This is a genomic window from Pseudoalteromonas shioyasakiensis (assembly GCF_022398475.1).
Lineage (GTDB): Bacteria > Pseudomonadota > Gammaproteobacteria > Enterobacterales > Alteromonadaceae > Pseudoalteromonas.
Genome location: NZ_JAKEVM010000025.1, coordinates 1 through 15595, shown reverse-complemented (window position 1 = coordinate 15595; position 15595 = coordinate 1). Strand labels below are relative to the sequence as shown.

Below are 15595 nucleotides of genomic sequence, written 5' to 3'. Positions count from 1 at the left end.
CATGAATAGCAAGACACGTAAAATTTTAATTCCATTGGTAGTAATTGTTGTGACGGTACTGCTTGTCATGTTTATTAAAGGCAACCCGCCTCAAGCAAACCGCTTTTCTTCACCGCCAAAAGCAAAAGTAAATGTGGCAGTTAAGACCCTAACACCAGAAACCTATCAGGTGATGATTGATAGTTTTGGCACCGTAAAGCCACGTACGCAAAGTATGCTAGTCGCGCAGGCTTCAGGGCAAATTATCGAAATTAGTGAGCAATTTCGTGAAGGTGGCTTTTTCGAAAAAGGCGATGTGTTGTTGCAACTAGATGATAGAGATCACCGCGCCGAAGTAAAATCAGCACAAGCGACGTTATTAACCGCTGAGCAAAGCTTACTTGAAGAGCAAGCTCGTGGTCGTCAAGCTATTACTGACTGGGAGCGCTTAGGCAAGGGTGAACAAGCAAGTAGCCTGGTATTGCGTAAGCCACAACTTGCAGCAGCCGAGGCAAGTGTATTGTCTGCCCAAGCGACGCTTGAAAAAGCCAAACTTGATTTAGAGCGTACAAAAATCACTGCTCCATACGCGGGGCGAGTTTTAAGCCGCAGCGTAGATTTAGGCCAAGTGGTGAGTAATAACATGGAACTTGCCAGCATTTATGCGATTGACCGTGTTGAAATTCGCTTACCAATCAAAAATAAAGATCTGCCGTTCATTAACTTACCAGAACAATTTCGTGATGGTGCTAAAAATAGCGCAGGTTCACTCGTTAAATTTAGCTCAGATCTTGTTGGTAAACAGCAATGGCAAGGTCAAGTTATTCGCACCGAAGGGGCCATTGATGAAAGCGCGCAGCAGCTTTACGTGGTTGCACAAATTAATGACCCTTACAAAGCCACTTCTGCGAATCAGTATCCAATTAAAATTGGTCAGTACATCAAAGCGCAAATTACCGGCAAAGCGGTTGAAAATGCCATTGTGATCCCAAACAGCGCAATTTACCAAGGCACGTACGTTTATATTGAAGAGCAAGGTGTATTACGTCGTAAAAACATCTCACTGGCTTGGCAAAACGCGACTCAAGCTATGGTTGCCGAAGGCTTATCAGCAGGAGAACACTTAGTGATTACTCCGCTTGGACAAGTTAGCTCAGGTACACAAGTTACCGTTATGGGTAGTGAAGCATATCAAGCTACGCGTGGTAAAGCACAGCGCCCAAGCAATCAAGAGCCGGCTAAAGAGCAAGGAGCGCAATAATGATCGCTTGGTTTACAAAGAATCATGTTGCAGCAAACTTATTGCTGATCAGCATTTTATTAGCGGGGCTATTTAGCGTTTCGACGCAAATACCACTCGAAGTGTTTCCTTCATTTGAAGCAGACCGTATCAGTGTTAGCGTGACCTTACGTGGCTCAACACCTGAAGATGTTGAAAAGGGTGTCGCTATCCGTATTGAAGAAGCGGTGCAAGATCTCGAAGGGATCAAGCGTATTACTAGCCGCTCATCAGAAGGCTCTGCCTCGGTATCAATTGAAGTAGATACCGGCTATGACCCACGGGAGCTATTAGCCGATATAAAAAGCCGGGTTGATGCCATTAACACTTTTCCGGTTGATGCCGAAAAACCAGTTGTAGCCCTTGCACAGCGCACTCGTGAAGTAATAGCGGTAACCGTGTCGAGTGAATACGGCGAAAAAGAAACTTTAGAATACGCCGAGCAGGTACGTGATGACTTATTACGCTTGCCAGAAATCACTCAGGTAGAGCTAAGTGGGGTGCGTGATTACGAAATTGCTATTGAAGTAAGCCAAGATACATTACGCCAATATGATTTACGCTTATCGGACATTTCTTCAGCAATTAGTAATTCAAGTACCGATGTTTCTGCAGGTAACTTAAAAACGGAAGGGGGTGATGTACTCATTCGCTCAAAAGGCCAAGCCTATCGTAAAGATGAGTTTGCCCAAGTTGTGGTGAAGTACCAAGCTGATGGTACCATTATTCGCCTAGGTGACATTGCTCGTATTACTGATGACTTCGAAGAAACCCCAGTTCGCACGCGATTCAATGGTAAGCAAGCGGCGTTTATTGATGTGTACCGTATTGGTCCGCAAAGTGCGATTGAAGTTGCTGATGCGGTAAAAAATTACATTACCGAGCATCAAAGCCAGCTACCTGAAGGGTTTGAGTTAAGCTTTTGGGATGACGACTCTGAAATCGTGAAAAGCCGTATTGCTACACTGACAACCAATGCTATTCAAGGTGGTATTTTAGTTCTTGCATTACTTACCTTGTTCTTGCGTCCTGCCATTGCGTTTTGGGTGTTTATTGGTATCCCTGTGTCATTCATGGGCGCGTTTTTAGCAATGCCAATTTTTGGTATTACGCTTAATGTAATGAGTTTATTTGGTTTTATTTTGGTACTTGGTATTGTTGTTGATGATGCCATTGTGACCGGTGAAAATGTCTACACCCACCTAAAAACAGCCGAAAGTGGTGAGCAAGCTGCTATTCGTGGTACGCAAGAAGTTGCGACACCCGTTACCTTTGGTGTACTTACAACGGTTGCTGCATTTTTACCATTAGCCTTTATCGAAGGTAACCGCGGTGCCTTATTTGCGCAAATTCCTGTTGTCGTTATTCCGGTATTACTGTTCTCTTTAATAGAGTCTAAATTTGTTCTGCCGGCTCACTTAAAGTACTTAAAACTACGAAGTGAAAAAAGTAATCCGTCAAAACTGCAGCAGTTTCAGCAGCGTTTTGCCGATGGCTTTGAACACGCCATTATGAAGTACTATCAGCCGCTACTAAATGTTGCACTAAAGAATAAATTAGCAACTGTCAGCTTGTTCGTAGGGGTTTTCTTCATCATTTTGACCCTGATCACCAGCGGTTGGACAAAGTTTATATTCTTCCCGCGTATACCAAGTGAAACCGTTCGCGCAGAGCTAACATTCCCTGCTGGAACACCGTTTGAAGTGACCAACAAGTACATCATCGATATGTCAGATAAGGCCAAAGAGCTACAAGACAAGTATCGTGATGAAGATGGCCAAAGCGTAATTTTAAATATTTTGGCAACCACGGGTGGCCGAGGTGGTTCGTCAAATACAGGTAGTGTGCGCTTTGAAATCACACCAGCCGAAAAACGAGAATCAGATATCGGCTCTCGAGAGCTTGCCAGTGAATGGCGTGACCTTATCGGTATTATACCGGGCGCAGAGAGTGTGACTTTCCGTGCTGAATTTGGTCGCAGTTCAGACCCTATTGATGTGCAGCTAAGTGGCAGCTCAATCGACACCCTTGAAGCTGTGGCAGAAAAGGTAAAAGAGCGTTTAGCAACTTACCCAACTGTGTACGAAATTGCTGATAGCATGTCAGATGGTAAAGATGAGCTGCAAATTGAGCTAACAGAGCAAGGTTTGGCACTCGGTTTAAACCGTGTTGATGTATCGCAACAAGTGCGTAATTCGTTCTTTGGTGCGCAAGTTCAACGTATTCAACGTGGTCGTGATGATGTGCGTGTAATGGTGCGTTTGCCAATTGAAGAGCGCCGCTCAGTTGCTGATTTAACCGATATTTTAATTAAAACCCCAACGGGTGGCACAGTGCCATTGTCGCATGTGGCGACCTTAGTGCCAGGGCAAAGTCCATCGTCTATTTATCGTATTGATCGCTATCGCACATTGAATGTGACAGCCGATGTTGAAAAATCAAATACCAATATGACGGTACTGCAAGCAGATTTAAAAACCTACTTAGATGAGCTCATGGTGCAATACCCAGGGGTTGATTACTCTCTCGAAGGTGAAGCCAAAGAGCAGCGAGAGTCATTTGGTTCATTGGCTTGGGGCCTCGTGTTTGTATTCTTTATTATTTATGCGTTATTAGCGATACCGTTTAAATCATACTTACAGCCATTAATTGTGATGAGTGTTATTCCGTTTGGCATGATAGGTGCGGTAATGGGCCACTGGGTAATGGGCATGGAGTTAACCATTATGAGCTTACTTGGCATGTTAGCCCTGATAGGTGTTGTAGTGAATGACTCTTTGGTACTGGTTGATTTTATCAATAAGAAACGTGAAGAGGGCGGTGATTTACTTGAAACCGTTAAGCTTGCCGGTGCGGCACGTTTTCGCCCTGTTATGCTAACCAGTTTAACCACCTTTATTGGCTTAATGCCGCTGTTATTTGAAAAAGCAACGCAAGCACAATTCCTTATTCCAATGGCAGTAAGCCTTGGTTTTGGGATTATCTTCGCAACGCTTATCACCTTGCTATTAGTGCCAGTTAATTATCTATTAATGGAGCGTTTTCAAGGGTGGTTTAAGTAGGGGGCGAAGTTAACAGTTAGCGCTTGGTTGGGACTAGGCGCTAGGAGCTAGGTTCTAGGACGCGGGGTAAACCCGCTGCTACAGGTAACGAGTGGCGGCGGATTTATCCCGCGTTTTTGTTTTAAAAGAATAAAGTTAGCGAGGGGAAAGGTGCGAGTTTCGAGGGACGAGATACGAGTTGTAGGAGGCGTTTTAACGTCGAAAAAAATGGAGATATTAGATATCAGTGGTTAGACGTTAGATTAGATTGTGCCCGCACATTGCTATGGCTAAACCCGGTAATGTAGGCGTGAAATTTATTTCGCGCGATATTTCTTAAATAACGGGTAAGTCGTAGGTCGGGCTTTAGCTCGTCAATGTTAGCGATTATGTGTCGCCATAAATGACGACCTACAGTGCTTGACTCATTAGCTCGTAGGTTAGTTAGAGCGAAGCGAAACCCAACACATAGGAAATATTAGATATTAGTCGTCAGAAGTCAGATAAACAAATAAATTAGCGAGTTAGCAAGGGGAAAGAGTAAAGTTAACGAGTTTCGAGATGTAGGAGGCGTTTCAACGCCGAAAACTAAAATTTCTTGTAAAAGGGAAATATAGGGAAAGTATTGATAACTTGAAACTTGAAACTAGATAGAAATGGTGTTCCCCAAGTATGCGGTGCCCGGTGTCAGTCCTGAAACCTTGAGGTTTCAGGGCGGGGATCTGCGGTCTACCGTAGGCTTCTCGGTACATGCCGAGCTTGCACAATAGTAAACGAACAGAAACCCTAACATAAAATTTATCGGCTCAGGGACTTAACCAAGCTCCTGCACCCTAGGGAACACCTTCAGTATATAAGACAAGTTTCAATCCTTAAACCATAGAAGTAAAAAAAGCGGATCGTTCGGGTAGTTTTTCCCCACCTTTAACTGCTTATTTACTTTTCAGATTGCTTTTTGACCTCAATCATACAATTAATTGGAGTTGCGATTTATCGAGTGGTAGCATGGCGTTACTTAGCCGAACAAAGAAAAAGTTATGAGCACGTTACCTGATTACCAACAAGCCCAATTATTATTAGAAAAGAATGAAATTTTTGTCGCACCAGCCGAAGCCCATGGTGTGATCAGCGGTTTATTAGCCTGTGGCATCAATATCGAAGCCGACGAATACTTAGGTTTATTAAGCGATGTATTCAATGATGGCTTAGCCTTCAATAAAGATTTAAAAGCATTTTTTGCTGATGTGTATTCTCAGGTCGTTGCCAGCTTTAGCGATGAAGAATTTCAGTTTGACCTATTCTTACCAAGCGACGACGAAACACTGATCGATTTAGCCAATGGCTTAGTATCTTGGGTATCGGGTTTTATGCTTGGTTTTGGTTTAAAACAAAAAGATTACGGCAAGTTATCTGCTGATGTGAAAGAAGTGATTAGCGATTTTAGTGAAATTACCCGTCTAGACACCATGTTTGAAGAGACCGAAGAAGACAGCCAAGCACTCCACGAAGTGATTGAATATGTACGTGTTTCTGCGCTTTTATGTTTTGCTGAATTAGGCAAAGAGCCTGTAGATAAAAACCCTAAGAAGACCCTTCACTAATCAAATTACAGAGGTTTAGCATGTCGTCTATTGCAATCGATAAAGCTGAATTTAAAGCCCGCCGCGAGCGTTTACTTGCGATGATGGATAAGAATAGCGTGGCTATTATTCCTGCGGCTGGAGAAGTAACACGTAGCCGTGATACTGAATATGCATTTCGTCAAGACAGTGACTTTTTCTATCTAACTGGGTTTAACGAACCAGATGCGGTTTTAGTACTGTGCCCGTCAAGCGATACACCAAGTACGCTGACTTGCCGTAACAAAGATAAACTAGCTGAAATTTGGCATGGCCGAAGAATTGGCTTCGAAAAAGCTAAATCTGAGTACTTATTCGACGCAACTTGCCCACTTAGTGAACTAGATGAACAATTATTAGATTTGGTGAACGGCCAGCAGATTTTATTTTATGCACAAGGCACTTACGCAAATTTCGATGCAAAGGTTTGGGACTTATTAAACACACTTCGCGGCGCATCTAAAAAGGGCTATAAAGCCCCACATACCATTAAAGATATTCGTGGTTTAGTGCATGAAATGCGTTTGTTTAAATCTGACGCAGAATTAAACATTATGCGTACAGCTTGCGAAATTAGTGCGCAAGGCCATATTCGCGCTATGCAGTTTGCCAAACCTGGCGCAACTGAATACCAATTAGAAGCAGAGCTTCATCACCATTATGCAATGAATGGTGCTCGTCATCCTGCTTATGGCACGATTGTCGGCAGTGGCGATAACGCCAACATTTTGCACTACACACAAAATGATGCTGAGCTAAAAGATGGCGATTTAGTGTTAATTGACTCTGGCTGTGAACTTGAAGGTTATGCGGCAGATATCACACGTACTTTCCCAATCAATGGCAAGTTTAGCGAACCTCAAGCAGCGCTTTACAACATTGTATTAGCAGCTCAAGAAGCAGCATTCAGCCAAGTAAAGCCAGGCGGTAGTTTATCGAAAGCGAATGAACTGGCCTCAACGGTATTAACGCAAGGGCTTATTGATTTAGGCATTTTAACCGGTGAGCTTGATGAGCTAATGGCAAACCAAGCCTGCAAAGCATTTTACATGCATGGCCTTGGTCATTGGTTAGGGTTAGACGTACACGATGTTGGCGAATATAAGCTTGATGAAAAAGAGCGCGTATTTGAGCCGGGCATGGTGCTCACCATCGAACCGGGTTTATATATTAGCGAAGATGCAAAAGCACCAGAGCAATATAAAGGCATCGGTATTCGTATCGAAGATAATTTACTTGTCACTCAAGATGGCCATGAAAATCTGACCATTTCGGTTCCTAAAACCATTAGTGACATTGAAGCAGTGATGCAAGCAAACAAAGGCTAGGAGCAAGCGTGGCAAAGCAGTTTGATGTTGTCATTATCGGCGGTGGAATGGCAGGTGCAAGTTGTGCCCTAGGCCTAAAACAGAGCAATAAGCAGTTATCAATCGCTGTAATTGAAGCAAATGAAGTGAGCGCAAACTATCATCCAAGCTTTGATGATAGAAGCATTGCGCTGGCTCAGCAGTCTGTTCAGTACTTAAAATCAATCAATGCGTTTGATTGCCAAGCACCATTTGCGGCAGCGATTAAAAAAGTCACTGTATCTGACCGTGGCCATTTTGGTAAAACGCATATTGATTGCCAAGAATACGGTCATGATGCCCTTGGTTATGTGGTCGAAGTGAACCCATTTGGGCGCAGCCTTCATCAGCTACTTACTCGTACTGATGTTAGTTTGTTTTGCCCTGATACGGTTGCCAAGCTTGAATACCAAAGCGATTTTGCCAACATCATGCTAAGCTCGGGCGAGCAGTTAAGCGCAAAGCTTGTGGTGATTGCCGATGGTGCTCATTCGCAAAGCCGTAAATTGGCTAATATTGAGTTTAATACTCGCGCTTATCAGCAAGCGGCGATTATTGCTAACATCGAAGTGGCTGGTGGTCATCATCATCATGCCTTTGAGCGTTTTACTGAGCACGGCCCAATGGCACTGTTGCCAATGAGTAATAACCGATATTCACTGGTGTGGTGCATGGAGCCTGAGCAAATTGAGCACCATATGGCACTTGAAGACGATGCCTTTTTAGCTGAGTTGCAAAAAGCATTTGGTTACTGCGGCGGCGCATTTAGTAAAGTGGGTATGCGTGCAAGTTATCCGCTTGTGTACGGTAAAGCAGAATCACTGAGCAGCCACCGTACAGTATTAATTGGTAATGCAGGGCACGCTATTCACCCAATCGCAGGGCAGGGCTTTAATTTAGGCCTACGTGATGTGCAATTATTGTGTGATATGGCAAACCGAAGCGACCTTGGTGATTACGCCTTTACCCGTTATTACAGCCAAACTCGCAGTAAAGATATTACTACCGTGATGACACTCACAGACAGCTTAGTGCGTTTGTTCTCTAACTCATCACGATTGCTCGCGCTTGGTCGCAGCATTGGCCTTTTCTCAATGGATTTATTCTCCTCGTTAAAAACCCCGCTGGCAAAACAGCTTATGGGTCAGGTTAAGCAAGGTAAACGGATATGAAACAAGCACAAGTTTGTATTGTCGGTGGTGGCTGTGTTGGCCTTACGCTAGCACTTGGTTTAGCAAAAGCAGATATCAGCGTTGTGGTGATTGATGCGAGTAAAAATCAAACCTTACCGGGTGATGATTACGCACTTCGCGTGAGCGCATTGAGCTTAGCTAGTCAGGGCTTATTCGAGTCTTTAAATGTATGGCCAGAGATCATTAAACAACGTGCTACACCGTATACCTCGATGGATGTACGTGATCAAGACAGCTTTGGTAAAATTCATTTTGATCATAACGATCTCGATTTGCCGCAGCTGGGTCATATCGTCGAAAACGATATTATTCGCTACGCTTTAATTAGCGAACTTGAAAAACAAAGTAATGCTACTTTACTGTTCGAAACCCGCTATCAGCAAATTCATCAAACTGACTCTGATGTGTTTATTACTCTTGAAAGCGGCGAGCCTGTGATTGCTAAATTATTAGTAGCGGCTGATGGGGCTAACTCGGCTATTCGTAAGCAGTTCAATATGCCAATTACTTTTAAAGATTATGACCATCACGCTATTGTTGCCACGGTTAAAACCGCTGATGAGCATAACAACACAGCACGCCAAGTGTTTTTGCCAACCGGGCCGCTGGCGTTTTTACCCTTGCCAGATAACCATACGCACTCAATTGTTTGGTCAACAAGCCCAGAGCATTGCGACACACTTTTAGCGCTTGATGATAACAACTTTAATAAAGCGGTTATGGCAGCCCTCGATGGCCAATGTGGTTTATGTGAAGTGCAGAGTGAGCGCATGGCGTTTCCACTTAAGATGCGTTATGCCCAGCAGTGGGTGTCGGGCAAAGTAGTATTAATGGGCGACGCAGCGCATACCATTCACCCATTAGCTGGTTTAGGTATGAACCTTGGCCTAAAAGACGCCGCTTATTTAATTGAGCTATTAAGTAATGAGCAAGGCGAGTTTGCAAGTGCACGCACGCTGCGTGATTATGAACGTACTCGTAAGCTTGATGCGCAAAAGCACATAGCTATGATGCAAGGCTTAAAAGAGTTATTTGCAGGTGCTAACCCACTGAAAAAGCTTGTACGTGGTGTTGGTTTAAGCCTTGTAGACAACCTTGGCCCAATTAAACATTTGTTCGCAAAAGAAGCAATCGGTAAATAACACCTAACTAGTTGTTACTATTTAGTTTAAGCCGCAGCTAAGCAATTAGCTGCGGCTTTTTTGCACTTATATGAACGCAAAATGATAGCGCTGTCATTTTTGTTAGTGTATGATTAAATTTTTGTGATTGGTATGGAAATTAAACAGCTCTGTTGAGTTGTATACTAGATTCCAACCAAATAAAAATAATTAAACTAAGAGAACAATTATGGAAGCAACGGTTGAGTGTGACAACAACACAAAACAAAGCATCTGGCTGCCAATGGTATTGGCCGGCTCAATGTTTTTTATCTTAGGGTGTATAACGTGGCTTAATGGTGCAATTACACCATTTTTGCAGCAAATGCTTGAGCTTTCGCCGTTACAAGCTTCGTTTATCATCTCTTCTTTTTATATTGCGGTAACAGTTGCCGGTATCCCATCGGCTATGCTGATCAAACGCGTTGGTTATAAGAATGGTATGGCGATTGGCTGTGCGATTATGGCTTTATCGGCGCTGATGTATATTCCCGCTGCAAAACTGCAAATGATCGAAATTTTCTTGTTCGCACAGTTAATGATTGGTGTAGGACAAACCGTGCTACAAACCGCTGTTAACCCATACGTGGTTAAAATGGGCTCTGAAAAATCAGCCGCTGTGCGCGTGTGTATCATGGGCTTATTAAACAAATTTGCGGGTGTTATTGTGCCTGTTATTTTTGCCGCTGTAGTTGTAAGCGGTGTTGTTGATGGCGCAGGTAAATTATCACAAGAGCAAAAAGACATTATGGCAAATAGCCTTATCATGCCTTATGTGTTGATTGCTGCGTTAATCATGTTATTTGCTGCTTTTGCGAAATTTGCACCATTACCTGATTTAGTATTTGATGAAGACGAAACATCAAACGGCAAAGGCGAAATTAAAGAAACCCTAGCACACCCTCACTTAGTTTTAGGTGTAGTGGGTATTGCTTTATACGTTGCTGTTGAAGTGATTGCAGCAGACACCATTGGCTCGTACGCATTACAAATTGGCGTTGCTGATTACTCAGTTATGACCTCTTACACCATGGCGTGTATGTTGATTGGTTACGCAATTGGTATTTTGACTATTCCACGCTTTATGAGCCAACAAACAGCGTTATTAATGTCGGGTATTGCCGGCATTATCACCGTGTTATTAGTGGTACTTGGTAGCAATGACTCGTTTATTATTTCAAACCTATTATTAGTGCCATTTGGTGGCCCACAATTACCAGACCCATTGTTATGCATTGCGTTATTAGGCTTTGCTAATGCCATGGTTTGGCCTGCAATTTGGCCACTAGCTTTAGCTGGCTTAGGTCGCTTAACAGGCACTGCATCAGGGTTATTGATCATGGGTATTGCTGGTGGTGCACTAGGCCCATTATTAATCGGTTTAGGAAACGTAGCAGGCCTAGGCGCACAAGGCGCTTACATTGTGATGATCCCAAGTTATGTATTCATTTTATTTTACGCCTTAAAAGGCCATAAGATGAGAAGCTGGAAATAACCCAGTAGATTATTTCAAGTTAGGCAAAGCCGCGGTACGCCCATCACTGCGGCTTTTTTGTGGGTAAAAGTTAGCGAGTTACAAGGGTAAAGAGTAAAGGGGAAAGTTTGCGAGATGCGAGTTGTAGGAGGCGTTTTAACGCCGAAAAAAGTCGATTGGGTAGGGAGCCCTCTTTACGAATCTAAAACCAACACTATGCTGTTAGCGCCAAGCACCTAGCACCTAGCACCTAGCACCTAGCACCTAGCACCTAGCACCTAGCACCGTAGGCGTGAAATTTATTTCGCGCGATGATCTATTTAAAACGTGTCATGTAAGCAGAACGACTACATATTTCATTTACTACGCGATATAAAATCGCAGCTACAATTTTGAAAACTCGCAACTCTCATCCACAAAAAAGCCGTGGGATTATCATCACACGGCTTTTGATATTTCGCTAAGTCATTTTATTAGAACGAGTAGCTGTAACCTAGTTGTAGGGTACGTGGTTTACCTGGTTGAATACCGCCGTTTGCACGGTTTGCAACGTAGGTTTTGTCAAACAGGTTATCTACTGTTAGGTATACTTTTTGTTTGTCGTCGATTAGGTATTTAGCTGCTAAATCCCATACAACGCGGCTGTCGATTGCATTGCGACCTGAGTCTGTTAAGTCTGCGTGTGCATCAGACACATAACGCATTTGCGTATCGAATACGAAGCTTGAGAACTCAGCACCCACTGAAAGCGCTAATTGGTTTTCAGGCACGTATGGCATTGCATCGCCTTTTTCTACGCTACCCCAAAGATCTGATTCAAACGCATTGTCGAACTGTGAATCAGTGTAAGTGTAAGTTAAGCGAACTGGGAACGAGGCTGCGTTAGTAGCAAATACTTTACCTGCGCTTAGCTCAAAACCAGACACAGATACTTCACCGTAGTTGTATTGGTCGCCAATATTGTCATCGCTACAGCCTACAGCTGCAGTACAGTTACCGTGCATGTTTGTGTAGTCAGAGTTAAAGTAAATTACTTCACCTTGAATGCCTGCGTAATCGTAACGACCACCTAGTTCAATGTTAACACTCTCTTCTTCTTCTTGATCCGCATTACCAGGTGCCGCTGGAGCGTAACCTTTTTGAATACCAGCAAGAAGCGTTAGGTTGTCGCTTACTGTGTAAGTGGCACCTAGTGATGGTACTAAGATCTCAGTGTCGTTGCTGATATCTTTTGTTAAACCATTTTCACGACTTGGATCAGACTTAGCCCATTCAACTCGTTTGATTGTGATGTCTTCGTAGCGAAGACCTGCGCTAATAACTAATGCATCAAGTGACCACTCATCTTGAATGAATAGGGTAGTTGCTTCAGCGCTATCTAAACGGTTGCTGTTTGAACCTGGAACGCCTTTTTCTGTAAGCGTCATTGATAGGTCTTGGTTAAGCGTGTACTTGTCTTCCCATTGGAAACGATCCATTTCATCTTCGTGGTAACGTGCACCAACTGTGATGTAGTGGTTGCCCGCAGGGATATGGAATTCAGTTTGTAAGCCTTTCGCTTGGTAATCACGGTTATTCGCTTTTACGCCAACACCTTCAATACCTTCGCTCGTTGGGTTTGCTTCAAACTCGCTGTATTGCTCAAGGTAGCTGCTGCTTACTTTGCTTGCTTTATACCAGTTACGGTGGAAATCGTTCAGGTAAGCTGTAGCAAGTAGCTCGTAACCTTTACCAAAGCGGTATGCATAGTTGATTTGGTATGCATTGTGTTGTGTGTTCATTTCATCGTTTTGCGATGCAGCATAACGACGGTAAGGGTTTTCTTTGTAATCAGCGTCAGTTAAACCCATGTACGTTTCGTCAGAGCGCTCGTCTGAGTACTTTAACTTCATTTCTAGGCTGTGTGCTTCGTTATCACCAAAGTCAAAGCCAAACTTTAATAAGAAATCGTTCTTTTCAAAGCCTGTGTTGTCGCTACCTACTGGTAAATCTTTAAAGCCATCTGCACCGTAAGTAAATACTTCTACAAGGCCCGCAGCATTGTTTTTCTTTTTACCGAAGTAAGCATGACCTTTGTAGAAACCGTCGCTACCAAGCTCAGCGTTAAGTAAACCTTTAGACCCTTCAGTTGGTAAGCTACGAGAAACTAAGTTTAAAACACCGCCTGTTGTACGTGGGCCATACTTAACAGAAGCTGCACCTTTAAGTACTTCGATTGACTCCATACGACCCATAGTAGGGAAGTAGTAAGCAGAAGGCGCTGAGTAAGGTGCTGGTGCTACAAGTACACCATCTTCCATTACTGAGATTTTGTCGTTACGACCCGTACCCGTACCACGCATACCGATGTTAGGACGAAGGCCGTAGCCGTCTTCTTCTTGTACATATACACCCGGTACAGCACTTAAAACACGAGAGATATCAGTATATTCAAACTTTTCTAGTTCTTGTTCATCAATAAAGGTAGCAGAGCCAGGAATATCGTTAATTGCAGATGCAGAGCCAATTACAGTGATTTGCTCGAAGTTTTTCTCTTCTTTAGTTACATCTTTTGCAAAAGCATTAGCGCTTAAAGATAAAGCGACCGCAGTCGAAAGCGTAGAAACAATAAACTTAGGTGTCATTGTGTGTCCTGTATATGTTTAGATTTTTTTAACCGGCGCAATTAAAACATGTAAAAAAATGCGAATCAATCCTATTTGTAATAAAACAGGTCTGAACTGTAAGTTTATGAAATAAATCAAATATAATGAATATAGTAGTATTGTAACACCAGTCTGGGGTTTTGAGTGGTGTTAAGTAAAACTTAACAAGGCGGAGCAATCAGCTTTCAGCCGTCAGCTATCAGATTGAAAGTTAGCGAGTTAGAAAGAGTAAAGGGGAAAGTTTGCGAGATACGAGATGCGAGTTGTAGGAGGCGTTTTAACGCCGAAAAAATGGAGATATTAGATATCAGTGGTTAGAAGTTAGATTGGATTGTGTCAGCACATAGTTAAATTGAAATGCGTACCCGTAGGCGTGAAATTTATTTCGCGCGATATTTCTTAAATCAACGGGTGAGTCGTAGGTCGGGCTTTAGCCCGTCAATGTTAGCGATTATGTGTCGCCATAAATGACGACCTACAGTGCTTGATTCATTAACTCGTAGATTGGGAAGAGCGGAGCGAAACCTAACACATAGGAAATATTAGATATTAGTCGTCAGAAGTCAGATAAAAATAAGTTAGCGAGTTAGAAAGAGTAAAGGGGAAAGTTTGCGAGATGCGAGTTGTAGGAGGCGTTTTAACGCCGAAAAAAGTCGATTTGGTAGGGAGCTCCCTTTACCAATTCGAAACCAACACTATGCTGTTAGCACCTAGCACCTAGCACCTAGCACCTAGCACCTAGCACCTAGCACCTAGCACCTAGCACCGTAGGCGTGAAATTTATTTCGCGCGATGATCTATTTAAAACGTGTCATGTAAGCAGAACGACTACATATTTCATTTACTACGCGATATAAAATCGCTGCTACAATTTTGAAAACTCGAAACTCGAAACTCGAAACTCGAAACTCGAAACTCGAAACTCGAAACTCGAAACTCGAAACTCGAAACTCGAAACTCGAAACTCGCTAACTCAAACCTACGTTAAACGAAGGGCGATGAACTCGGCGAGTTTGTCTACGGCGGTACCGGGGTCGTCGGTGCGTTTAATTAAACTAATACCTATTTGACCAAGCTCGGGGAGATCTTTGGTTTGTATTTGGTAGTTAAGCTCATTCGGTACGGTGCTTTTTGCAAGCACTGTAATGCCTAAGCCTTCTTTTAATGCCGCAGTTAGGCCTGTTAAGTCGGCATTACTGTAAGCAATGCGGTATTTAATACCCGCACTTTGTAGTGCTTCAATTGCGCGGCGGCGATAAATACATCCCTCTGGGGCGGTTACAAGCGTTACCACATCGTTTTGTGCAAGGTTTAAATCACCCACCCATACTAGTTGGTCTTGCATAAAAATAGGGAACTTGGCAGATTCTAGCTCTTCGTTTAATGCCAATACTAAATCGAATTGATCTTGGCGCGAGACCGACAACAAATGCTTACTCAAACGAGAGCGCACTTCAAGCGATACGTCAGGGTAGAGGGCTACGAAGTCACCAATAATTGAAGGTAAAATACGTGCGGCAAATTCACTGGGGATCCCCAAGCGCACTTTACCGGTCACGTTTTCGCTGGTGAACTGCTGCAAAATGGCATCGTTTTGTTGCAGCATTTGCTTAGCTAATGGCATAAGCAATTCGCCGTATTGATTAAGCACTTGGCGCTGGCCTTGCTTTTTAAACAGCTTATGGCCCAGCATATCTTCAAGGCGCTTTATTTGTAAGCTCACAGCCGGTTGCGATAGCCCCAATAATTCACCTGCTTTGGCAAATCCGCCAACTTCAACAACAGTGACTAAAGTACGTAAACTATCGGTAGAAATGTTTTTCATTAAAAAATTCTATTTATAGAGCTATGTATATAAG

At 43.2% G+C, this 15595-nt stretch carries 9 protein-coding genes and 1 other RNA gene; 7 read left to right on the top strand and 3 right to left on the bottom strand.

Annotated elements, in window-relative coordinates:
• The first annotated feature begins 1 nt into the window (after position 1).
• Positions 2–1240, top strand: a complete 1239-nt coding sequence (locus L1D51_RS06945) for an efflux RND transporter periplasmic adaptor subunit (protein WP_239963294.1) — start codon at positions 2–4, stop codon at positions 1238–1240.
• Positions 1240–4320 carry an efflux RND transporter permease subunit gene (locus L1D51_RS06940; protein WP_239963293.1) on the top strand — a complete coding sequence of 1027 codons (3081 nt, stop codon included), beginning with the start codon at positions 1240–1242 and terminating at the stop codon, positions 4318–4320. Before L1D51_RS06945 ends, L1D51_RS06940 begins: the two co-directional genes overlap by 1 nt.
• A 638-nt stretch (positions 4321–4958) precedes the next feature.
• On the opposite strand, the gene ssrS is transcribed toward L1D51_RS06940, so the two are convergent.
• Positions 4959–5142: non-coding RNA, 6S RNA (gene ssrS / locus L1D51_RS06935), on the bottom strand.
• 194 nt (positions 5143–5336) lie between these two features.
• On the opposite strand from ssrS, the gene L1D51_RS06930 reads away from it, so the two are divergent.
• The 5 genes from L1D51_RS06930 to nagP all read left to right on the top strand — a co-directional run bounded on the left by L1D51_RS06930 (position 5337) and on the right by nagP (position 11112).
• Positions 5337–5900, top strand: a complete 564-nt coding sequence (locus L1D51_RS06930; protein WP_239963292.1) for a UPF0149 family protein — start codon at positions 5337–5339, stop codon at positions 5898–5900.
• A 20-nt stretch (positions 5901–5920) separates the two neighbouring features.
• Entirely contained in the window at positions 5921–7246 is a 1326-nt protein-coding gene (gene pepP, locus L1D51_RS06925) for a Xaa-Pro aminopeptidase (RefSeq protein WP_239963291.1), read from the top strand.
• Between the two features lie 8 nt (positions 7247–7254).
• Positions 7255–8436, top strand: coding sequence for a 2-octaprenyl-6-methoxyphenyl hydroxylase (ubiH, locus tag L1D51_RS06920; protein ID WP_239963290.1), 1182 nt, complete (start codon positions 7255–7257; stop codon positions 8434–8436).
• Complete coding sequence (locus tag L1D51_RS06915) at positions 8433–9599, top strand: FAD-dependent monooxygenase (protein ID WP_239963289.1); 1167 nt, start codon at positions 8433–8435, stop codon at positions 9597–9599. Before ubiH ends, L1D51_RS06915 begins: the two co-directional genes overlap by 4 nt.
• Before the next feature lie 208 nt (positions 9600–9807).
• A complete protein-coding gene (nagP, locus tag L1D51_RS06910) occupies positions 9808–11112 on the top strand; it encodes an N-acetylglucosamine MFS transporter NagP (RefSeq protein WP_055198117.1) in 1305 nt (434 codons plus the stop codon).
• A gap of 452 nt (positions 11113–11564) precedes the next feature.
• Here nagP and L1D51_RS06905 read toward each other — a convergent pair whose 3' ends face one another.
• Entirely contained in the window at positions 11565–13715 is a 2151-nt protein-coding gene (locus L1D51_RS06905) for a TonB-dependent receptor family protein (RefSeq protein WP_239963288.1), read from the bottom strand.
• A 1000-nt stretch (positions 13716–14715) separates the two neighbouring features.
• Positions 14716–15561 (bottom strand): LysR family transcriptional regulator, encoded by an 846-nt coding sequence (locus L1D51_RS06900; protein WP_054551321.1) that lies wholly within the window; start codon positions 15559–15561, stop codon positions 14716–14718.
• Positions 15562–15595 lie beyond the last annotated feature (34 nt).